Raw genomic sequence first — 22,735 nt, 5'->3', positions numbered from 1 at the left:
GATGAAAGAATTAATAATCTAAATAAAGAATCATTAAATATTCAAGATTTAATGATTAATAAAAATAAAGAAAATTCAAACAAGCAAATTGAAAATATAAATAACCAATTAAATCAATCAAATCAACAAGTTTCTTCTCTTAGAAATCAATTAAACGATGTTAAATCAAGACTTTCAGCTAAAACCGAAGAAACTATCCAACAAGAAAATCAAATTACCCAACTAAACTCTGAACTACAAACCCAACTTAATCAAGTTAAGGAATTAAGCAGTAAGTTGCTTAATTCTAAAACCTACCAGAGACTAAACAATTCTTTATTTGTTTTATCTGAATCATATAAGCGTCGAATTTCTAAAGCCCAACAAGAATATAAAATCAATCACCCTAATCAAAATATGTCTTTAACTGATAAAATTGACGTTTTTGTTTCAAAAGAAAATATCGATTATTCAAAAAGTATTTTTGATTTAACACCAACAGAAAATCAATCTTCTTTAATCACATCTCCAAATACTCAAAACACTCTAGTAGTTAAATATGTTGATTTTAATGATTCTACAACTATAAATGGTAAACAAGATTATAAAATCAAAGAACAAATAATTCAGTATAACCCAAATCAAGGTGTAATTTCTTTCTTAATCTCTTCAAATCAATCAAAGAGAGAGCTTTTTGTAGTTTCAAGTGATTCTAAAAATCACTTAACATATAAACACTATTTGGGTATCAAAGATATTAATTTCTCAAACCCCCAAGGAGAAAATACTCAAATTGACTTTAATTATAGTGTTCAAATTCTTGATGTTAAAGTAGTAGTTAAAAACCAACAATATGTTTCTAAAATTCAAGGTAGACCTTGAGAACTTCAAACTCTTACTCCTTTAGAAACAAATAATATTCCAAATCTTTTTAACCCGCTTATTGATCCTAATACTTTTTTAGATGATTCTATTTTAGAAGAAAAACTTTCTAAACTACCACCAGAAAAACAAAAACCAGCAATGGATGAACTGGAATTGCTTTATCCTAATTCTAATATTCATAGTCCCAAATATGCAAGATTTTGAAACAAAACCAAAAAAAGATGAGATGACGCAAACCCTTGACCTTCAGAAAAAAACAATTAAATATCACAGAATATCTGTGATATTTCTTTTATATTTTTGATATAAATACCGTTATAATTAAAATAATATGAAGTTTTTCAAATCAAAAACCAAGAAATTTACATTACTTTTAACTATCACATTAGCTACTACAGCTTTGGTTTTTTTAACTCCAAGTCTTTCGTTTCCAAAAGAAACAAGCATTTCTTCATTTCCACAAAAATCTTATACAAACATCATAAATATCAAATCTAAAAAGGACCCATTAGAAAACGAAAATCAATCTCCAACAATACCAAGAAAAGATTCGTCAAACTCAAATGATGTATTAAAAAAAGAAACACCTTTAAATCCAAAACCAAATAAGAATGCTAGTCCATTAGAATCAAGTGAAACAAAAAACAATTTTAATAATAAAAAATTACAAACACCTAACTCGCCTCAACCACCTAAAAAAGCATCATCAAAACCAGGATTATCAGATTGAAATCAAGAATATTTGACAAAACTGAAAAGCAAACTTCAAAAAATTGTCTTAGATTCAAAAGAACTTCCAACTTCAAAAGATTTTTCAGCATTTTTCAGCGATAGTATTAATTCAATTGACCAAGCAAAAAATATTGATGACTATTTTGAAATTCGCAGAACAAATTGAAACAAAATTTTTGAAAATTATAATACTTGGAAAGAAACATATTTAAATAAACCTCAATTATTTGATTATTCAGAAGATATACAGGATTGAAATAATTTATTTTCTATAAAATCAGATGATATTTATACATGAACATCTGATAACAAAAAATTACCAACATGATATTACTTACAAGATTTTTACATCTATAAGTTAAAAAAACAAATTAACTTATATGAAAAATACCCATACTATCTTCAACCTTTAGAAAGGTTAAAAAAACTTCTATATTACTATAAAAATAATTATGGTGAATTTGTAAATTTTCAATGGGGAATTGACAAAAACAACAATTTTTCTTTAGACCCTAGCAAATACTATAGCGGAAATTATCAATGAATTCAAATTGATAATGAATATATTATAAATTGACTTAAATATTATCAAAGATGAAATTGAATTTTTGTAAATAAAGAAGATCAAATTCCTAAAATTGAAGATAAAAATATCAAAGCTTTAGAAATAAACGAAAAATTTAAAAATAATAAAATAATTAGTGATTATATGAAAAGACAAATTAACTTTGCTCCAGATAGCTATGATAAACTTTGAACAACAAACCCAAAATACCCTGAAAAAGTAAATATAAATGATATTAAAAAGCAAAACTCTACAGAACTGTACACAAAACACAAAAATACTAATATTCAAACAATTGACGAAATAAATAAATTAAATTTAAAATTTAATAATTTTCAAACTACATTAAATTTTGAGTATAAAAAAATTAACGTCGAAAACAAGGAATACGAATTTCAAGATAATAGCCAATTAAAAGATTTTGATTACGAAAAATTTTGAAAATATCAAAATTTTGTAGAACTAAAAAACAAATTTGGTTTTGGTTCTATTCCTGATTTTAATATCTATAACAACTTATTATGAGACAAACCAAATTTGTTTTCTGACGGATATTATAAATCTATAAATTCAGAACTAATAAAACCTGTTCATAAAAGAAAAAAAGATTATGACTATATAATAGACTACACAACTTCACTAACAGACGAAGAAATCAAACAAGGCAAAAGCACTTTTACTGACGCAAAATGAATTAACCCAATACCTGAATACAAAAGATGATTTAATCATTGAAAAGAAATTTTACCTAATATAATAAACAAAAATTGAGATGATAAAACCAAAATCAAAGCAGTAGCTTATTATATTGCTACTAATTCTTTATATCTATCTCCTATAAAACATAAATTTAACTACAATGGTTATGGATTTTATAATCCAACTCAAATTTTTACCAATGATCCTGAAATTCAATGCGTTGGATATTCGATGAATTTAGCAGCAGCACTAACAATTTTAAACATTCCAGTTCGAATTTTAGGTGGACCTGTTGTAGGAACTCCAACTGCAACATTTGCAGAGGGAGGACACGCCTGAAATGAAGTATTTGTTGATGGAAGGTGAAAAGCAATAGATTTAACGAATTGAGATTTAAATGAACAAACATTTTATAATAAGAGTGCTTATGAACTTAAAGATGATGAAGACTTATTTTTAGAACGTAATTCTGAGTGAATGAATCAATTAAAACTGGATATTAGTTCTTATGAAACCACCTTAATGTTTTTCAAAAACCCTAAAGAATACGAATATAAATATCTTCCTGAAAGTATTTAATTTTTTCTGATATCCAAAAAATATTCTTTATACTTATATTGTGGTAATATCAAAATATTAATCCAAAAGCTTTTCCTTAGTTTTTTATAATTTTTTAAATTAAAATCACTTTTTTAGTGATTTTTTTGTTCTTTTTATCATTTGTTTATGAACCCGTTATACTTTAAATACATTTTAATTATTTATTTAAAGGAATAAAATGCCAACACAATATGACCAAAAACGTTTAGATTTATTAATCGATAAACAAAAACTAGATAAAAACTTTTTAGATAAAGTTATTGCTCAAAAAAACAATTAAATTCAAATCAAAAATAAAACTAATGTAAATAACCTTAAACTAAATTGTCATTGAATAATAATAATAATAGTAGTAGTAGTAGTAGTATTTATTCCAAATAAACTACCAAATAAACTACCAAATAAACTATTCTTCTTATATTTAATAACTCTAAAATAACAATTTGATGATTTAAATCATTTGCAAAAATTGCATTTTTACTCTGTTATACTCAAAATATATAAATAAAATAAAACATAAAGGAGATATAATGATAAAGCTTAATTCTCAAGGAGAGATAAACACAAAAAGAATTAATATTTGTACAACGAAACTAACATTTTTAACAAAATTAAAGGAAAAAACCACTCAAATTGCTGATACTGAGCAAATAAAGTTGTTAAATTTAATTTTAAATTTTCCATTTAAAGTAGATGAATTTAAAAATGGATTTTTATGTTATGCTTTTAAAATCTTAAGTTTAGATATCTCAAAACCTACTTTAAAACGAGTTATTGATATTTTAGAAGATAAATTTGACCCTATAGCTAAAGACAAATATATAAAAGAAAACCGTTTAAAATTAGGTTCTAGGTGAAAAGAAATAGCTAGCAAAGCTTTAGCTAAGGTAGGAACTAAAACTAAATATGTACATATTATCAAAGATATAAATAATTGTAAGGATGATTTGTATTATTTTGTTTTACCAAGTTATGATGAAATTGTTTTAGATGATTTTGAAGATTTAAAATTTGAGATGTTTGAAGAACTTGAAGAAGATATTAAAAAACAATTACACTAATTTATAAAGGAGTAAAAATGCCCCTTAAAATAAGTTCAAAACAAGAACTGATTTTTAATCAGCATTTAAAACCTAAATTTAACTGAGAAAAATTTTTAGAAAAAGCAAACCAAGCTATTGAAGATAGTTCTGACAAAACTTTAGCTAAGTATTTACAAGCTATTATAGATTTTGACTTTTTATCTCTAACAGACAAAATTGATATTCCCTTTAAAATTTTAAATTTAGATTTATCTTTACAAAGAATCCAAGATGTAGTTAATATATTATATAGGGGTTTTGTTTTGGTGGATTATGCTAAACAATATCTCAAAAATAACAAAATTCTCAATGACAAACAATATAAAAAAATACTGCGAAAAAATCTTGCTAACTCAAAAAGCAAAAACAATAGCAATAGCTATAATATAAAAAAATGTTTAAAAGAATTAAATTCCTGGAATTATTTTAAGATCGATTTAGATAATAACACTATTTACGAATATACTCCAAGCGAATTAATTGGTAATATGCTTGAACAAATGTATATTGATTTAGTTGAAGAAACTTATAAACAAAAATAAACTTTTTATCATAGCGATGTTTTTAAACTTTCACAAAATGCTCAAAATAACTTATATCTTTTTTCTTTAAAACATTTTGTTAATATTCCAGAATTTTTAGAAACTTTAGAAATAAATTAAAAACCTTTCTTTAACCTACACAAAAACGATATCTTTATTATTTTAAATCTATTTTAAATAGTATTGATAATTTCGTTCTTATTCAAATGCCACTAAAAATAGCTAATTTAGATTGCTCTTTTAATCAAATAGATAGCTTGGCGTTAAAATTTGCTACTTTCAAACCACCAATACTTAACTTTTTAATTTTGAAAATATATAAAAATTAATAAATTCTTTATATGTATATATCATTTAAAATCACATTTTAATGTGATTTTTTAATACTTTTTTTCTTCTTGTATATTAAGTCGTTATACTAATTTTAATTAAATTAATAACAGTAAAGGATAAAAATGAATAATATACAAACAAAAGCACCACCTAAAAACCAACAAGTAGATTCATTTAGAATTTTTCAACAGAAGTATTCTCAAAATAAAAAGAACAAATATTTTTTAACTCTTTTTAGCATTGAGAATAGAATTTTTATAATTGAGCTATTGGATGATATGAGCAAAATTTCTGAACAAATCAGAGAAGATGTTGCAAAATTGCCTACAAAATCAAATGCTCCACATAATTTATATGTTTCTTTTAATAAAATATTTATGTATAAAGAATTATATTTTCAAGCAAATTTTGAAGATATTACCGATAAATTTATCAATAACCAATTAGCTGATTTGTTTAGATTTAATGTTTACAACAAAATAGCAAATTTTATAGCTACATACATTAAGTTAATTGATATGACTAAAAAATAATGAGAATTCATAATATAAAAAATCACTTTTTTAAGTGATTTTTTAGTACTTTTTTATGTTTTAATTCCACTACGTTATACTCAAAATACACATATAAAACCACCTAAGGAGATACAATGTTAAATATTAACAAGAACGGTAAAAGAAAATTAAAAGTAGTTAAGAACTTTTTAGATACTGATAAATTCTTGAACAAAATTATTGAAGAATTACAAAATATTAATGATGATTTCATTAAAAATGAATATATTAAAAATTTAGAAAAAATCATTAACGATCCTTACCTAGATTATTTTGGAATTGAATGAACATTTAAAATTATTAACTTCGACCCAAGTCCTAACACTGTTAGAGAAATAATCCCTATTTTTCTTGAAGAATATGAAAAATCTTCTGAGCAAAAAATATTTAAATGACAAAAATATAATGATCCCAAAAGATATTGAAGAAAAATTCAACGAATTTTTAAAAACAAATAAATCAGATAAAAAATTTTCTAAAATTTCTTCACAAATCCAAAATCTTAAAGAAAAAGTTCCAAATAATTATTTTAAAGTTAATTTAAACAATTGATTAATAGAGCAAGCTGATATTTTTAAAATTCCCTTTTGAAAAAATTTGGTAATTAATTTATTTTGAAAAATAGTCGAACCACGAGTTAAAGCTAAAGAATTTTCATATCATTCTGATATTTTTAAAATTACCGATAAAACTTCATCGGTGTTAACTTTTTTAGAACTAGCAAACGGAATTGATATTGACAATTTCTTAAATAATTTAAAAGCTCAAGCAAGCAAGCTTAATAATCACAAAAAACAAGAATATATCGATAATATAAATTATATTTTCAATACTTGTCCAAGCAAAACACTTGCTTATTACGCAATACTGCTTATTAATCTTGATATGTCTGAAGAAATTGTAGTAGAAGTTAAAAAAGTTATTAAATATGATTTTGAAAATTCCCGATTTTTCAAAGAAAATCCTTTTTTTAATTCAGATTATCTAAAAATTACTGTTTTTGATCCAAAAGAAATTGCTATTGAATGTTTACAAGTATCATTAAATAAAAAACTAATGATTTCAGCAAACAACTAAAAAATTTAAAACTAAATCACTAATAAACAAATCACAAAACAAAAAGGAATTTAATATGAAATCTTTATTTTATCCAAACAATTGAATAATAATTTTTCCAATATTTTGCTGCATTATTTCAGTAATGATAATGTTATTTTTAACAACACTTCACAAAAAATCAAAAAAATACCACCAAATGAAACAAAAATTTCCGTTTTTATTTCATAAAAAATGAAAAATTTTTTTCGTTATTTTTTCGCTATCAATAGCTTTTATATCTATAATAACATTTATATTTCTTCAATTTTACCCTTTTTTAGATATAGGTATATTAGCTAAAGCTTTATAAATCGCATTTTTTATGCGATTTTTTAGTACTTTTTATATTTATAATTTGAACCCGTTATACTTTAAATATATAGAAAATTTAAATAAAGGATTGATAATGAGCAATATTTTAACCAATAAAGAAGAAATTGAAATTCCCTACAAACTTAAATTAATAGATGATAGACTGACACTTAACAAAAACGGAAAATATAATTTTAGAAATTTATATTTTTTCAAAAAAGACCCCTTTGAGTTAATTAATATTTTAAAAATCCAAATTAATTCCTTAGAAAATAATCAAAAAGAAGAATATATTAAAAATATTAATTTCTTATTTAATTGATGAAATAATGAATACAAATATAAATTAGATATTATTGATTTAATTTTTAAAATATTATTTTTAGATTTATCCCCATATATGGTTTTTACTTTGAAATTAATTTTAGAAAAAAATAAAAAACTTATTGAAATTTATTTATGCAAAGTTTTTTTAAACAACCTTAATGTGAAAAAATTACGTGGCTTAGAACCTCATCAATTTGAAATTGTAAATTTTCTTCAACTAAAAATTTCAAAGGAAAAGTATCGCTATTTAAATAGATATAAAGAAGCTTTACAGCTTTATCCTATTGATAAGATAATTTCAGATGTTTTACATTTTATTTACTTTGAAACTTTATTTAAATAAAATAAAATCACTAAAATAATATTTTTTAGTTTCTAAGTATAAAAATAGAAAGGAAATTATGAAAAATTCTAATTCATTTGATGATTTAATAAATTTTAATGAGATTTTTAAGGATTTTAAAAAAGAAATAGAAAAGATTATAAATCCTAAGAGCATCAAACCAAAAACCAAGGAAAAAAGATAATGTTTCAAAATCGATTCACTAAAAATTATTTAGATTTAATTAAACCGTTCATAAATCCACAAACTATTTTTCAAGATGATGAAGTGGAAAAAAGTGTTCTTTCATCAATGATTGCTGATGAAGAAATGCAACAGCGTGGAGCTCAATACTTAAGTGAAAGCGATTTTTTTATCCCTGAAAATAAACAAGTGTTTCGCTATATTTTATTTTTAAAAAATAAAATAGGAAGTATCATTCCATTTTTTGATTTTGCTAATTTAATTGAAAATTTAGACAAAATCCAAAATAATAATGCTTTTAATTTAGTTAATTCAGTACTTATTTCACTAATATCTACAAAAATTGTTAATGAAACTCATTTTTTTGCCAATCTTAATAAACTTATCGATCTCACTAAAATGCGTAATTTAGAAGCTTATTATACTTATCAATTAAGGAATTTTCAAAAAGCTCAAGCAAATATTAATTGAAAAGGTTCTTTTGAAAATCTTCAACAATTTCTTTTTGACAACTCACAAAATTCAATTAGTAGCAGTAGCTTTAAACACATTCGCGAAACTTCAAGTGAATTAATACAATCAATTAATCAGCAAATTGTCGGAGAAGATGATGATTATGTTATTAAAACTAAATTTGATGGAATTGATAAATATGTCAATGGTTTTAAACCAGGTCAATTTATTGTTTTAGCAGCTCGACCAGGAATTGGAAAAACTGCTTTAGCTCTTAACATCGCTCGAAATATTACATTAGATAATATTTTATCGTTAAATTCTTCGGTAATTAATTCTCTTAATAAAACTTTAACTCCCAAGATAAAAAATGTAGCTTTTATCTCACTAGAAATGCCTGCAAGCGAACTTACTTCACGCTTTTTATCAACTCATTCAGAAATACCGCTTAGCAAAATTCAAAATCCTAAAAAACTTAATGCTTTTGAAAAACAAAAGCTCGATAATTTTGTAGTTAGTTTTGACAAAATGAACGTTTATTTTGATGATGTACCAACCAGTAGTATTGATGATATTGTTTGAAAATTAAGATTATTAAATAAAAATCTAAATTATCAGCTTGATTTAATTATTATTGATTATTTACAATTAATTAGTGTTTCAGATAATGTTAAAGGAAATCGACAACAGGAAGTATCAACTATTTCGCGAGCTTTAAAAACTCTAGCACTTGAGTTAAAAATTCCAATTTTAGCACTTTCACAGTTATCACGAAGTGTTGAAAATTGCGAAGATAAACGACCTAAATTACACGACCTTAGAGAATCGGGCTCAATTGAACAAGACGCTGATATTGTTATTTTTTTAAGTCGTAATAATTATGAACCTAAAGAAGATATAGGATATAACACTTTAGTTTCAGTAGCAAAAAACCGAAATGGGAAATCAGGAATTGCTGGATTGAGATACAATGGTGAAATTGTTAGCTTTAATGAATATACTAGTGCAGAAAATAGATAAAAATCACTTTTTTGAGTGATTTTTTAATACTTTTTATTCTTTATTTATGAACCCATTATATTTCAAATATACAAATAAAACCCAAAGGAGAATTAATGAATAATTTTAATAAAGAAGAATTTATTGAATTTTTAGCTTTAGATAATGACGCTAAAAATGAACTAGAGTTATTGCTTAGTGATGAGTTTGAAAACTCAAATTATTTTAAAATTTTTTTAAGAAAAAATAATATTTTCAAGCTCAAAGATTTTCAAAAAACTGTTATTGAAGATATCAAAAAAGAATCTATAAATTCTACATACTTGAAAATTTTAAAAATTTTGGAAAACCAATTATATTATTTAAGTGTAAATCCATATGTTCAGTTTTTTGAAAAATATGAACCTCAATTAGAAAAATTAGTTTGAGTTAATAATACACCTCATAATCAAAAAAAATTTTTACAAACTAAAGCTCTAAAATCATTTGTTGAAGATACAATTCAGGATAATCAAACACATCTTAAAGATAAATTTAAAACATCTTTATTTAAACTTGGAGAAGATGGTCAGATTACTTTAACCAAAGCTTATTTTTTAGATAATATTGATATCAAAATTCTTTTAACAAAGCTCAAGCACCAACATAAACTTTTGTTTAATAAAAATCAGTATGATGATGCTAAAAAATATATTTCTTTATTAGAAAGTATTATTAATAATTACGAAGAAACAGATTATGCTTATAAAACAATTAAAATTTTAGATTTAAATCCTACTTTAGAAGTTGCAAATCAAATAAATGAATTATTAAGTACAAGACTTTACAATTTATCAGAGTTTGAAATTGCTGAAGAATTTATGAAAAATAACAACAATTATATTGGTGATGAATGTTATTGAAAAACAAAAATTAAAAACGAATTCTTAAATATTTCCAATGAGAAATTGAAAGGCATATCTAATTTTGTGAATCTAGCACATGTTGTTTTAGAACATACTAAAGATTCAGAGTTTTATGAATATAATAACTCAGACATAAACACCCCACTTAAAGCAGTTCCTGAAGAAGAAATTTATGAACGAATATTAAATTATTGATATAAAAAACTTAATTCTAATAACTAAGAGTAAAGGCAATTCTTTTCTTAAAAAACCACTTTTTAAGTAATTTTTATGTATTTTTTAGCTTAAAAAATTAATACCGTTATACTCTTATTAAACACACAAAATTAACCCAAAGGAGAATTATGTTAAAAACCTTAAAAACAAATGAAAAAAGCTTAAATATACTAAAACAAAAAGGTATTAATATTGCTAAATTAGAAGAACAATTAAGTTTAAATCTTAGCAAATATTCTCAAATAAAGGTAAAAAGATTAAATGAATTAATTAATTTAAATTCTTCAGTTCCTATGTTTTTACAAATTCAAGCTCTTCGAATTTTAAGTAATGATGGTTCAATTGAAACCTTTAATAAAATTAGCAATATTTTAGATGAAAAATTTGATGATTATCAAAATCAAAAAGATGAATATATGGCAAATAATTCAATTATGCTAGGTTCTAATTTTAAAACCGAACTAAATCAAGATTTAAACCAAAATGGAATAGAAACTAGATATTCATATGTTTTTAATGATATTTTAAATTGTGATGATGACACATATTATAGCTTAAACGACACTTTAAATGGATTATCTAAAGAAACTTGAGAAGATTTCAAAAGTGAATTACTTGATTCATTACTTGATGAAGTTGGTATAAAAACCTAACAATAATTGACTTACTAAGAAAGAAAATATACAAATATATATTTCTTTTATTGTTTTTATATATTTTGTTGTGTAAATTAAATATTAATAATTAACCAACAAAATGGGGGGATAGCAAAGCGGCCAAATGCGGGTGGCTGTAAACCACTTTCTTAGGATTCGGGGGTTCAAATCCCTCTCCCCCCACCATTATAGACTCATAGCTCAATGGTTAGAGCAACCAGCTCATAACTGGTCAAATACAGGTTCAAATCCTGTTGGGTCTACCATATCACCATTATAGGGTGATTTTTATACTTTCAACTTTCAAATTACTATTAATAATATTAAACCTATAAAAATCACTTTTTAATACTATTTTTAAGTACATTTTATACTTTTATGATAAACCCGTTATACTCAAAACATAGATACATAAAAATGACTTTTTTAGAAACTCTCTTTCTTGTCATTTTTACTGTTGCTAGCTTATTATTGTTAGCTTTTTCAATCACAATTTTATCATTGTTATTTTATTGTTTCTAATTAAAAGCTTGTTATAAGTTCAAATCTATTTTTCTAAAAAATAGATTAAAAATTATTAAATATTTTAAAAAGGATAAGCAAATATGAATGAATTATGAAATGAATTACTTCCATATGTATTTTTTGTAATTATGTCTATTGTGTTTATTCTTTTGTTTTGAGTTTTATAACTAAGTTAAAGTTTATTTTTCAATACAAAAATTTAAAGGAGCAAAAAATGTTATTATACAAATTAGGTAAAATTGTTTACAAAAAGAGCAACAATTTAATTTTTGAAAACAAAGGAGATGGGTATCTTGTTATTGTCTCTGATGAATCTAGATATAAAATTAATGAGAAAGTAAAATTGTATTTATACGAATACATAACTGAATATAACAAAACTACTTATGGTTTTAAAGATTTTAATGAACGATTATTGTTTCTTGATTTAATTTCAATTGATAAAATTGGTCCTAAAATCGCTATGGGTATTCTTGATAAAGGTTGAGAAAATGTAGTTAAATTAATTACTCAAGAAAATTGGCAAGAGATTTCAAAATTTCCATTTGTAAATGAATCTACCGCACGCCTTTTATGCGTTGAATTATCTGAAAAATGAACCAAAATTATGAATTGTAAATCCAAAGATAAAAGTTCTTCTAAATTAAAAATTAACAAACTAAAAGAGATACTAAATTAGCTTGGATTTAAGAAAAACAAATTGATTTTGCTGTTTCTAAAGTTGATACTACAGACAAATTTTACAAGATGGTTGAAGAAAGTATTGAAATTATCGTAGCTAATCATAATGAAATTAATCTTATCGCAGATTAATTTTAAAGTTATTAATATCGACCAAAAAATCACTTTTTTAAGCGATTTTTTGGTACTTTTTATCCTTGTGTTTTAAATCCGTTATACTTCAAATATACAACCAAGCCCCAAAGGAGAATCAAAACATGTTTGCAATAACTCCGAGAAACTATAAGATATTTGATTATTTGGAAAAATATTTTGGTTTTAAAGATAAAAACTTTTTTAAAATAATTAATAAATATCTTAAAACTTTATCCCAAGAAGAACAAAATGCGTATTTAAAATATTTAAAAAATATATTTTTAACTAATCAACCAAATATTCTCAAAGATTTATACAATATTTTTTTAAGTGTAAATATTTTGTCTTTTAATTGTACTTTAGAAACTTTAGAAGAAATTCATAACGTTTGAACACTAAATGAAAATCAAGATAATTCTTTTTCGGATTTTTTAATGGATAAAGATATATACAGAGGTTTTGGGTGAAAAGAAATTTTAATAGATGATCCTGAAGAATTAACAGAATTTAAAGAGTTTATTTATAATATGAATGATGAAGAATTTTATCAATTTAAAAAGACAAAATTTATTAAATTTTCCAAAACACAAATAATTGAAAAAGCTTTAATAGCCTTTTATAACCAAACTATTTTAGAAAAAATTTTTAAAATTACTCCCCAAGGAAAACGTAATTTAGAATTTTTAAATACAAAAACCCAAAAGGATTATAACTCATATGAATTATTAAAAAAACTTCAAGACCAAACTGCTTTATTAAATGAAAACATCAAAAATCAATATATTGAAAATGTAAATTATTTGATTAATTTTAAAAATTCTTTTTCTATAGTTTTGTGATTATTTAAATTACTCCTACTTAATTGTTCTCCTAAACTAGTTTTTGAATTAGTTTTACTTTTAAAACAAAATGAAGAAATTTTTAATTATTATAAACAACAAAAAGATTTAAACTTATTTGAAAATTATTGACAAGGAGCAGAAATTTTAGACATTATCAACAAAGATTACTCACAAGAAAAAATCAATCAAACACAGGCAAAACATATCATTGAAACTATCAAACAAAATAGATACTATGAATTTACTAAAAGTTCATATTTTGTTAAAAAAATATCTAAAGAACAAATTATTTTAGACATTTTAAGAGAAATTGTAAGTATTGAAGAAACAAAAATTCAATATAAAGAGTAAGATTCCCAATTATTATTGAAAAACTCTAACTTTTTAACTCATCGCTTTCAACAATTTTGTGCTTAATTTAAAATCACCGAATTCGGTGGTTTTATTTTCATTAAGATTTATAAATATTTTTCTTTTAATAAAATACAAATAAAGTAATTTATACTTAACTTGACATAAAAAACAAAATCGCATTTTTATGCGATTTTTAAGTACTTTTTTCTCATTGAAACTCATTCCGTTATACTCAAAATATGAATAAATACATAACCAAAATCAAAGGACATCAATTATGAATACAATTTTAATTCAATCACAAGGAACGAAAAATTTAGCTTATGTTCAAGAAAAAGTAGATTTTAATGTAAAAGATTTTTTAAGTAAATTAGATATGGAAATTAAAACTCTATCAATTGAAGAGCAAAAAGACTATATATCTAAATGCGAATATTTAATTAATTATAAATTTCAAGACCCTAACCAAGGTGTATTAGTTTTTCAAATTTTAGACTTAGATTATTCATATGATAACTTAACTGAAATTTATTATATTTTAGACGAAGAATTCGACGATACTAGAACTTTTAGTTCTTTTAGTGAAAATAACCCAGATATTAAAGCAGGTTGCGATTGATATGACACATTAGATAAATCACTTCAAGAATATGGACTTCAAAGCAAATATGCTTATTTAACTAATGAAATCTTAGAACTTCAAGGAGATAAAAATTACTATTTTTTACCTGATTATGATAGTCCTTTAAAAGCTCTTTCAAGCACTGAATTAATTAATTTAATTTTCACTTTTATGCTTAACCTTAAGCAACAAAACCAGCAATTTAAGGAGTAAAAATGAATATTTATAAAGATTTTCAAGAATTTATTTCTCTTCACAAGATTAATTTAAATACAACTCAAAGAAACCAAATTCAAAAAGTACTTGATTATTTACAAAGTAAAAATTACTTTTTGACTACTATCTTATATAAACTTAATCTTGCTATTGAATTTGAAAAGGTAAATAAAGAAGAATATTTACAAGATTTTATCGAAATTTTAAGCACTGAATTACTTGAACCAGATGAATTAAAGAAAATTTTAAACATTTTATCTTTGGATATAAAACCACTAACTCTTAAAAACATTAATGAATTATTAAAAGGTAATTTAAAATCCACTGAAGTAGGTCAAAAATATGTTCAAGAAAGCAGTTTATATAATTTTGAACAAATTTATAATTTAGCTAACACAGATATTAAACAAAACCTAAGTTCAAGTCCATATATTAAAGTCTTAACTCAAGCCATCGAAGAACTTGATGAACAAAATTCAACATCTTGATATGAGTTTAATTTAAATACTAAGGAATTATATGGACTGGATTTTAAATCTTTAGTAATTGATATTATTACTCAATTACATTCATCTTTAAAGAATCAACCATTAAATAATAAAGGAGTTTAACAATGCTTAAATTCGAAGATTATAATTCAATAATTCAGGAAAATGATTTTAACGACTTTTTAAAAGTTCTTAATATCGAATTTGATAGTGATGATAAATATTTTGTTGATGAATTAATTTCTGCCATTAATCAAAATAAAGAAAATTCTACTTATTTTTTAAAAAGCTTTTATTCAAAGATAAAAACTTATTTTGAAAAACTTTCTTTTAATGACCAAAAACAATATAGTGAATTTTTATCAGGTATTTTTTGACCCACAGAAATTGACATGTCAACTGGTATTTTTGAAGAACAAGAAGATATGTTAAAGTTAGCTATTAAAAATTTAAGTATTAATCCAACATTAGAAAATGTCAAAAAAATTTGAGGTATGTTTAATTATGATTTTTATGATACTCCTGAATGAATTGAATATAAACAAAATAAATTTATCTTAAGTTATGATGAAATTTTAACCCAAGCTGATGAAGATTTTAAAATTAATGGAGCAAGGAGTAAATATCTCTTTATTGTTGATGAATTATTAAAACTAAATAAAGAAGACGAAACTGCAAGTTATCAAGACTACGAAATTGATAACGAATGAAATTATGTTGATGAAATTAATAGTTCAAAGTGAAAAATCCTTTTAGAAAAAGCGCTTGAAAATACAATTAAATCAAAAGTTTCTATGTAGTTTTTCAATAAATAAATTATTAATGTAAGCTAAAAATGTGTATATAGATTTATAAAACAAAAAGCAAGGTTGTCCAAAATGAAAAAAGCTAATATATTAAATTTAAAAATGGACCAAAAAAGTTCCTTTTTCAAGGTCCACCAGGAATTGGAAAAACTCATTGTGTAGGAGTTTTAACAAATACAACTAAAAGGCAACTTTATCTTCTTAATTGAGTACAAATTATTAGTAAATCCTTTGAAGATTACAAAAAATATCTTGATGAAACTTTTGAAGAAATTAATAAACATTTTAAACTAAATGAAGTTATTATTTTACTTGAAAATATAGAAGTTTTATTGGAATATCAAAATCATCCAGAATATTTAAAATATTGAATGATTTTAGCAAATCATTTGAAATATTTAAATGAACAAATTATTCTTATATCTACAACTAATGAATATCCAAAACTACCTAAATTACTAGTAGAAAATTTTGATGTAATAATTGATTTTAGTCAATATTCAAGGGAAGAATTACAATTAATTGCTCAAAATTATTTTAAAAAATATACACAAGATTTTGAAGTTTTGAATTTAAGTTTTAAGCTTTTTGAAAAAATCATTTCAAAAGTTGAGCAACTTCCTTTTCCAGGACAATTAAAAAAGATTATCAAAAACTCACTTGCTTTAAGTGCAGATACTCCAAATAATTTTTAACAATCACTTTATAAGAAATTATTTTCACAAGAGAAAATCGACCTAAAAACCTTAAAAAATCAAGGTTTTAATTTAAAAGAAATTTCCAAAATTACTAATTTATCAATAAGCAAAATTCATTCTCTACTAAGCTAAAATCACTTTTTTAAGTGATTTTTTAGTACTTTTTATATTTATAATTTGAACCCGTTATACTCAACATATACATAAACAAACCTAAAGGAGAAAATATGACAAAAAATATAATAAATTTCAAAAAACAAGAATTTATTGAGTTTTTAAACTTAAATAATACTAATCAAAAAGAATTAGAACTGTTGCTTAGTAAAGATTTTGAAAAGTCAAAATATTTTAAAAATTATTTAAATGAACACAAAATTTATAAACTTTTAGACTTTGAACAAATAGTTAAAGCATCAATTAGCAAAAATCCTATTAATTCTCAATTTATCGGAATTGCAAAAATTTTAGATAAAAAGCTTTGGTATAAAGATTTAAATCCATATGTTCAGTTTTTTGGTGAATTCGAACCTCAATTAGATAAATTAGTATGATTTAACAATTCTCCATACGAGCATAGTAAGGAAGTTTTACAAAAAAGAGTATTTATCTCATTTGTTAAAGATACAATCCAGAATAATCAAACACAGCTTAAAGAAAAATTTGCAACATCTTTATTTTGAATTGATGAAGATGGACAAATTACTTTAACCAAAGCTTATTTTTTAGATAATATTGATATTAAAAAACTTTTAGACAAATTTGAAAAACAACATGACATTTTACACCAAAAATTCGAAGATATAGCTCAAGAATATGCTGATAATTTAAGTACTATTATTAATAATTCAGAAAGTAATGAGCTTGTTTACAAAATTTTAAAAGTTTTAAACACAAAGCATAACTTTGAAATAGTTAAGCAAGTAGCGGAATTTAATTCTACAGCATATTCAAATATTAGAGATCTTGAAATTGCTGAAGAATTTATTGATAATAATGATAAATACATCGGAACTGGAATAAATTGAGAAGAGAAAATTAACGAAGATTTAGAACAATATGCTTGAAAGGGAGTTCAAAATTCAGTTTTTGTTAAAATAGCAAATGATGTTTATGACAAAACTGAAGATGATGAGTTTTATGAACTTGATGATTCAATGAATTTAAAATGTGTTCCAAAAGAAGAAATGTATGAACGCATCATTAATTATTGAGTTAAAAGTCTTAAATAATAATTAAACAATCGCATTTTTTATGCGATTTTTTTATCTTTATATATTATTCCGTTATATTCAAAATATAAAAAAGATAAGGAGAACCAAAAATGAAAAAATTTAAAATTAATTGAACCAACCGATTATTTCTACATTTAGAAAAGATAAGTTCTTTTTCGTTAATTAAAAAAGTTAATAAAAATTTATTGTTCTATAGTGAAAAAGAACTTGAAAGAATAAATTATTGAATTGATAATTTTCTTTGAGATCGATTTTCAAAAAAAGCACTAGAAATTTTAAGCTATGATGCTACAATTGAAACTTTTAAACAAATTACTGATATTTTAGATGAAAAATCTACAGATTTTGAAAAATGAAAAAAATATATAGAACTTAAAGAGTTAAAAAGAAGATTTAAAACATCAAATAAGTTTAATCTTGTCTAAAAATATATATTTGTTAAATTGTTTTATTGAAACTTTATTTTCATAAAAATTACATTTTTTAATGTAATTTTTGTCCTTTTTAGAGCTATATTTTAAATCCGCTATACTTCTTTTATATAAATGAACATCAAAGGAGAATAACACATGTCAACAGACAACCAAACAACAATTGAAACTTTAAAAAAATGCTTTAAAAGAGAATTTAATGAGAAAACACTAAATCTTTTAAAAGATATTTTTACAATAGATAATTCACTAAAAACATATGAAAAAATTATCAGAATTTTTCGAAAAGATAATGAATTTTTCGAAAGCGATCAATGAAATGAATACATCAGCTGTTATGGAGTTGTGTATGGTTTAACACTGAAAGAAGAAGTAAATACTTCTTTAGGAAAATATGGTTTAAATAGTTTTTATATTAAAATTGCTGATAAAGTTGCTCAAATTGATGAAAGTCAATGATATGAAATAAACTCCGCAAAGACAGAAATTTGACCAATTAATTGAGTAGAAGTAGAAATTTGAATGTTAGAAGATTTATTATATGAAATTGAACAAGAAAGCGATTGAGAAGATAATGATTATGGATATGAAGAAGAAGAATAGCAAAGCTTTAATTTCACTTATTGACCAATTATCGATAAACAAAAAACAAAAGAAAGATTTATCCTTTTTTAACATTGCTAAAATCGGCAAACAAAATTTACAAGAATTTAATGAGCTTTCAGCTAGAATAACAAATTCAGCTTTAGAATTAATTATCAAATTAAAAAATCAACTTCTTACTATTTGTGATTGACAAAAACAAAAATATATAGAAAATATAAATTACTTAATTAATTTTGATAATTCTAAATTAGGTCCTTCAGTTAATTGACAAATTTTTGCTCTTTTAGAGAAAAATTCTTCCCCTAATTTTGTGTCTGAGTTAGTTTTATTGCTCCAAGAAGACAAAAACACAATTAAGTCATATATAGATGAATATTTAAAACCAAATAAATCCTTTTCTTGAGTAAAATCTTCTTTAGAATTAAAAGAACATTTAATACAATTAATAAACAATTCTAAAGAATTATCTAATTCTAAAAGTTCTTTAAAAACTAATGAACTTTTAAATACTATCATAGAAGATCGTTATTATGGATTTAGAAATCTCCAAAAACTAAATCTTTTAGAAACTTGTTGGGTTGTTTCGTTGATTTTAAGTCAAATTTTTAACACGTTTATAAAAACTCAAAATAGTTTGTAATAAAAAACCAACGCAAAAAAAATAATAAAGACTTATAAATTAGGTATTTTTATAAACCGGTCGCAATTTGCGACCGGTTTGTTTTATATATTAATTAATAAAAACCACTTTTTTAAGTGATTTTTTAGTACTTTTTAGGCTCTATTTATTAACCCGTTATACTCGAAATATAAATAAATATTTAAATATAAAAGGAGCTAAAAATGTTTGAATTAGCCACTAAAACTGTTGTTAATTTTTCAAATAAACAACTTGAAGAATTTACTACATCAATGATTACTACAATTATATTTGTGAGTTTTTTGGTTTCACTTGGAACGATTGCATTAGTAAAATTAATTAAAAATCTATTTAAAAAAATCCAAAAAACCAACAAATCAATTACTTGTGAATGTAATAATAATTCAGTAGCTCAAGTCGAACAATAATGCTTGTTTTAACTTTATAAAATAAAAAATAATATTAACAAAGGATAACATATGCTAACAAAAAACAAATGAAATAAAGCAACTTTTGAGCTTTTAGAAGATTATTATGATTTTAATACTAATGAATTTTTAAATGTAATTAACAAAAATCTAAAAACCTTACCTACAGATAAACAAACAAAATATCTTAATGAACTTGAAGAAATTTTCAAAGAAAACAATTCCACAAATTCAAATTATTCTGAAGAAAAAAGAGTTAAAATATTATATTTAGCTACTGATATTTTAAAGCTAAATCCACCTTATGAGTTTGTTAGAGGAGTTAATTTAGTTTTACAGGAACAATTCGGATATGATGAAGATGCTTACTTTATTTGCGAATATTTAGAACAATTAAATATTAATGATGGTCGAAGATGATGAGAATATTTAAATGAAGAACTAAAACAAGATGGAATAAAAAGTTCGCTTGTTAAATTTAATTTTGAAATAGGGGAATTTTCACAAGATGATTATTATATGTTTACCGGTAAGCGATTTGAATGAATTTCTTTAGAAAAATTAGCGTTAAAAGTCTTAAAATCACTTAAAAAAGTTTTATTATTTTTAAATAAACAAATTTGATGAAAACAATCTGATCAATTTGCTCAAAACTTAGATTTTTTAAAACAAAAATATGATTTTGATATTCACAAAAACATTAACGAAAAATTTCTCAAACAAGTAGCTAAGTTTTATACCACCACCCAAATGACATGAATTAAGTATTTAGAAGATATTATTAATTCAAAAATCATTAAAGATGAAAATCTTGGAAAATATATTACTGATATTTTAAACACTACTAAAAATTCCGAAATTATTTTTGAATTAAATGGAGCTTTTAAAGATGAAAATTATTTTGAACAGTGTCTAAAAAAGGCGTCAAAAGAAAGTGATGAATTTGCTAATGGCACAACAATTTTAAATTTTTTAGATAAAAACCTTAAAGCTCAAGGAACACACTATTTAAAAGATAATGATATCTTTATATATTCTGTCATTGATAAAAAAACTTGGTATTGAATCGATGAAAATTCTTATCCGATTGCGGATATGACCCAGGACGAAAAGAATGAGCAAGTATTAATTTACTTTTTAAAAAAATATTCAAAATAAATTGTTTATTAAAAATAACCGGTAACAAATTGTGACCGGTTATTTTTTGAAATTATTAAATTGAAAAAGATTGATTAAATATTTAATAAAAACTCAAAGTAATATCATAAAAATATCTTATTTTTGGGTTTCCTGGGATTTTTGTTTAAATAAAAGTCTAAGTAATTGATGCTTTAACCTTTCTTCGTTAATTTCTTTAACTCGAATTGGGTTTTCAATAAATTGATAATATTGATCATCTTTCATTTTATCAATTAAATCTAAATATTTAGCATAGTAGCTTTGATAGCCAAGCTCTTTCAATTCTTCATCAGCTTGTGTTTTGATATGTTCTCCTAATTCAATAACATTCTTAGATAAATATTCTTGAGCAAAATTCTCTGAAAATTCGTGTGTTCAAATATCAAAAACTTTTTCAACATTTTCTACACTTGGATCTAGGAAAATAATATTTAAAGCTAGAATATAAATTTTTAAATTATTTAAATAATGATACTCATTCAAAATATTACAATCATATTTCCGATTAATAATGGTGCTTATTTGCTTGATATATTCTTCTTTTTGACATTTATTTGATATTTGCTCAACAACTTCATATAAGATATTTAAAAGCTCAATATGACCAAATTTAGCACCATATAATTTAGTGTCTTTTAAAAAATTTCAAGTTCCTTTGGAAATATTAAAAATAGAAATTGCTCTTTCTCAGTTTACTAAAGACTTTTTAATCCCTGCTTTGTTTTGATACTTTTCTCACATATGATTAATAATTTCAAACGCAACTCCTGCGTGTCCTATGGAGATTATATCTCCATTAAAAGCAGGGTCATAACAAAAATATGGGCTTACAGTTGTTGGGAATAAAACTTTGGCTGTTTTAATTAAATAAGCATATGGACTTTTAATTCCTTTTTCTTTAAGAGAAATATCAATTTTTTTGATTAAATTCTCTTCCGAATCAATATAAAAAGTTGACATGTATTTTTGAGCAGATTTAGATTGACCAAAATCTAAATAAATAATATTAAATAAATCGCACAACTTCTCATAAGTGGGTTTAAAATTTAAAATCCTAAATGCGTTTAGAATTTTATTATCAGATAAATCTCCCTTGAGTAATTTATTTAATTTATAATCATAATCTTGGACTTGATTTGGCTGAAGTAAACTTCTTTGATAAAGAACTTTCTCTAAAAAGTCATTATCTAAATAATGTCATTTAATTAGATAATTTAAATATTCTTTATTATAATTTGTCGTCATTTGTCTCCTTTAAATTAATTATTTTTGTAGTAATTGAAGTATAACGGGTTCATAAACAAACCCTAAAAAGAACCAAAAAAATCACTTAAAAAAGTGATTTTTACTTCAGAGTATTTAAACCCATAAAACTTGATGATTTTTGTT

General features: G+C 23.2%; 25 protein-coding genes and 2 tRNA genes. 26 read left to right on the top strand and 1 reads right to left on the bottom strand.

All coding sequences use genetic code 4. From position 1 onward, the window contains the following. Positions 1-51 precede the first annotated feature (51 nt). The 26 genes from EXC58_RS03380 to EXC58_RS03260 all read left to right on the top strand — a co-directional run bounded on the left by EXC58_RS03380 (position 52) and on the right by EXC58_RS03260 (position 21,325). Complete coding sequence (locus EXC58_RS03380) at positions 52-1,128, top strand: hypothetical protein (protein ID WP_129725631.1); 1,077 nt, start codon at positions 52-54, stop codon at positions 1,126-1,128. 67 nt (positions 1,129-1,195) lie between these two features. Next, positions 1,196-3,439: a transglutaminase-like domain-containing protein gene (locus EXC58_RS03375; protein ID WP_129725630.1), complete on the top strand. Its 2,244-nt coding sequence runs from the start codon at positions 1,196-1,198 to the stop codon at positions 3,437-3,439. Between the two features lie 551 nt (positions 3,440-3,990). Continuing rightward, complete coding sequence (locus EXC58_RS03370) at positions 3,991-4,521, top strand: hypothetical protein (protein ID WP_129725629.1); 531 nt, start codon at positions 3,991-3,993, stop codon at positions 4,519-4,521. Positions 4,522-4,538: 17 nt separating this feature from the next. Then, positions 4,539-5,084: a hypothetical protein gene (locus EXC58_RS03365; protein WP_129725628.1), complete on the top strand. Its 546-nt coding sequence runs from the start codon at positions 4,539-4,541 to the stop codon at positions 5,082-5,084. Between the two features lie 455 nt (positions 5,085-5,539). Beyond that, positions 5,540-5,950: a hypothetical protein gene (locus tag EXC58_RS03360; protein WP_129725627.1), complete on the top strand. Its 411-nt coding sequence runs from the start codon at positions 5,540-5,542 to the stop codon at positions 5,948-5,950. A 116-nt stretch (positions 5,951-6,066) separates the two neighbouring features. After that, positions 6,067-6,429: a hypothetical protein gene (locus EXC58_RS03355; RefSeq protein WP_129725626.1), complete on the top strand. Its 363-nt coding sequence runs from the start codon at positions 6,067-6,069 to the stop codon at positions 6,427-6,429. Further along, a complete protein-coding gene (locus tag EXC58_RS03350; protein ID WP_129725625.1) occupies positions 6,377-7,048 on the top strand; it encodes a hypothetical protein in 672 nt (223 codons plus the stop codon). Before EXC58_RS03355 ends, EXC58_RS03350 begins: the two co-directional genes overlap by 53 nt. Before the next feature lie 427 nt (positions 7,049-7,475). Continuing rightward, complete coding sequence (locus tag EXC58_RS03345; protein ID WP_129725624.1) at positions 7,476-8,051, top strand: hypothetical protein; 576 nt, start codon at positions 7,476-7,478, stop codon at positions 8,049-8,051. A gap of 58 nt (positions 8,052-8,109) precedes the next feature. Beyond that, positions 8,110-8,235 carry a hypothetical protein gene (locus EXC58_RS04860; protein ID WP_256556529.1) on the top strand — a complete coding sequence of 42 codons (126 nt, stop codon included), beginning with the start codon at positions 8,110-8,112 and terminating at the stop codon, positions 8,233-8,235. After that, on the top strand, positions 8,235-9,707 hold the full coding sequence (locus tag EXC58_RS03340) for a DnaB-like helicase C-terminal domain-containing protein (protein ID WP_129725623.1): 1,473 nt from the start codon (positions 8,235-8,237) through the stop codon (positions 9,705-9,707). The genes EXC58_RS04860 and EXC58_RS03340 overlap by 1 nt, the downstream gene beginning before the upstream one ends. Before the next feature lie 95 nt (positions 9,708-9,802). Continuing rightward, a complete protein-coding gene (locus EXC58_RS03335) occupies positions 9,803-10,813 on the top strand; it encodes a hypothetical protein (protein WP_129725622.1) in 1,011 nt (336 codons plus the stop codon). A 122-nt stretch (positions 10,814-10,935) separates the two neighbouring features. Then, positions 10,936-11,460 carry a hypothetical protein gene (locus EXC58_RS03330; protein WP_129725621.1) on the top strand — a complete coding sequence of 175 codons (525 nt, stop codon included), beginning with the start codon at positions 10,936-10,938 and terminating at the stop codon, positions 11,458-11,460. A 105-nt stretch (positions 11,461-11,565) separates the two neighbouring features. After that, positions 11,566-11,649 (top strand) — tRNA-Tyr (locus EXC58_RS03325). Positions 11,650-11,653: 4 nt separating this feature from the next. Beyond that, positions 11,654-11,729: transfer RNA gene (locus tag EXC58_RS03320), tRNA-Ile, on the top strand. A 473-nt stretch (positions 11,730-12,202) separates the two neighbouring features. Further along, positions 12,203-12,667 carry a Holliday junction branch migration protein RuvA gene (gene ruvA, locus EXC58_RS03315; RefSeq protein WP_223211626.1) on the top strand — a complete coding sequence of 155 codons (465 nt, stop codon included), beginning with the start codon at positions 12,203-12,205 and terminating at the stop codon, positions 12,665-12,667. A gap of 259 nt (positions 12,668-12,926) precedes the next feature. After that, on the top strand, positions 12,927-13,997 hold the full coding sequence (locus EXC58_RS03310; protein ID WP_129725620.1) for a hypothetical protein: 1,071 nt from the start codon (positions 12,927-12,929) through the stop codon (positions 13,995-13,997). 280 nt (positions 13,998-14,277) lie between these two features. Continuing rightward, complete coding sequence (locus tag EXC58_RS03305) at positions 14,278-14,835, top strand: hypothetical protein (protein ID WP_129725619.1); 558 nt, start codon at positions 14,278-14,280, stop codon at positions 14,833-14,835. 2 nt (positions 14,836-14,837) lie between these two features. Then, positions 14,838-15,449: a hypothetical protein gene (locus EXC58_RS03300; RefSeq protein ID WP_129725618.1), complete on the top strand. Its 612-nt coding sequence runs from the start codon at positions 14,838-14,840 to the stop codon at positions 15,447-15,449. Between the two features lie 2 nt (positions 15,450-15,451). Next, entirely contained in the window at positions 15,452-16,126 is a 675-nt protein-coding gene (locus tag EXC58_RS03295) for a hypothetical protein (RefSeq protein WP_129725617.1), read from the top strand. Between the two features lie 95 nt (positions 16,127-16,221). Continuing rightward, positions 16,222-16,827, top strand: a complete 606-nt coding sequence (locus tag EXC58_RS04780; protein ID WP_220096562.1) for an AAA family ATPase — start codon at positions 16,222-16,224, stop codon at positions 16,825-16,827. A gap of 230 nt (positions 16,828-17,057) precedes the next feature. Continuing rightward, on the top strand, positions 17,058-18,059 hold the full coding sequence (locus tag EXC58_RS03285; protein ID WP_129725615.1) for a hypothetical protein: 1,002 nt from the start codon (positions 17,058-17,060) through the stop codon (positions 18,057-18,059). A gap of 92 nt (positions 18,060-18,151) precedes the next feature. Continuing rightward, the gene (locus EXC58_RS03280) at positions 18,152-18,487 is read left to right on the top strand and encodes a hypothetical protein (protein WP_129725614.1); all 336 of its coding nucleotides are present in this window, start codon (positions 18,152-18,154) and stop codon (positions 18,485-18,487) included. A 144-nt stretch (positions 18,488-18,631) separates the two neighbouring features. Beyond that, positions 18,632-19,096, top strand: a complete 465-nt coding sequence (locus tag EXC58_RS03275; protein WP_129725613.1) for a hypothetical protein — start codon at positions 18,632-18,634, stop codon at positions 19,094-19,096. Beyond that, positions 19,080-19,739: a hypothetical protein gene (locus tag EXC58_RS03270; protein ID WP_129725612.1), complete on the top strand. Its 660-nt coding sequence runs from the start codon at positions 19,080-19,082 to the stop codon at positions 19,737-19,739. The genes EXC58_RS03275 and EXC58_RS03270 overlap by 17 nt, the downstream gene beginning before the upstream one ends. A gap of 203 nt (positions 19,740-19,942) precedes the next feature. Beyond that, positions 19,943-20,167, top strand: coding sequence for a hypothetical protein (locus EXC58_RS03265; RefSeq protein ID WP_129725611.1), 225 nt, complete (start codon positions 19,943-19,945; stop codon positions 20,165-20,167). A gap of 51 nt (positions 20,168-20,218) precedes the next feature. Then, positions 20,219-21,325 carry a hypothetical protein gene (locus EXC58_RS03260; RefSeq protein ID WP_129725610.1) on the top strand — a complete coding sequence of 369 codons (1,107 nt, stop codon included), beginning with the start codon at positions 20,219-20,221 and terminating at the stop codon, positions 21,323-21,325. A gap of 117 nt (positions 21,326-21,442) precedes the next feature. On the opposite strand, the gene EXC58_RS03255 is transcribed toward EXC58_RS03260, so the two are convergent. Further along, complete coding sequence (locus tag EXC58_RS03255; RefSeq protein WP_129725609.1) at positions 21,443-22,591, bottom strand: hypothetical protein; 1,149 nt, start codon at positions 22,589-22,591, stop codon at positions 21,443-21,445. Positions 22,592-22,735: the final 144 nt, after the last annotated feature.

It is taken from the genome of Mycoplasmopsis citelli, assembly GCF_900660645.1.
Lineage (GTDB): Bacteria > Bacillota_I > Bacilli_A > Mycoplasmatales > Metamycoplasmataceae > Mycoplasmopsis > Mycoplasmopsis citelli.
The sequence above is the reverse complement of the archived record's forward strand: the minus strand, read 5'-3'. Positions and strand labels throughout refer to the sequence as shown.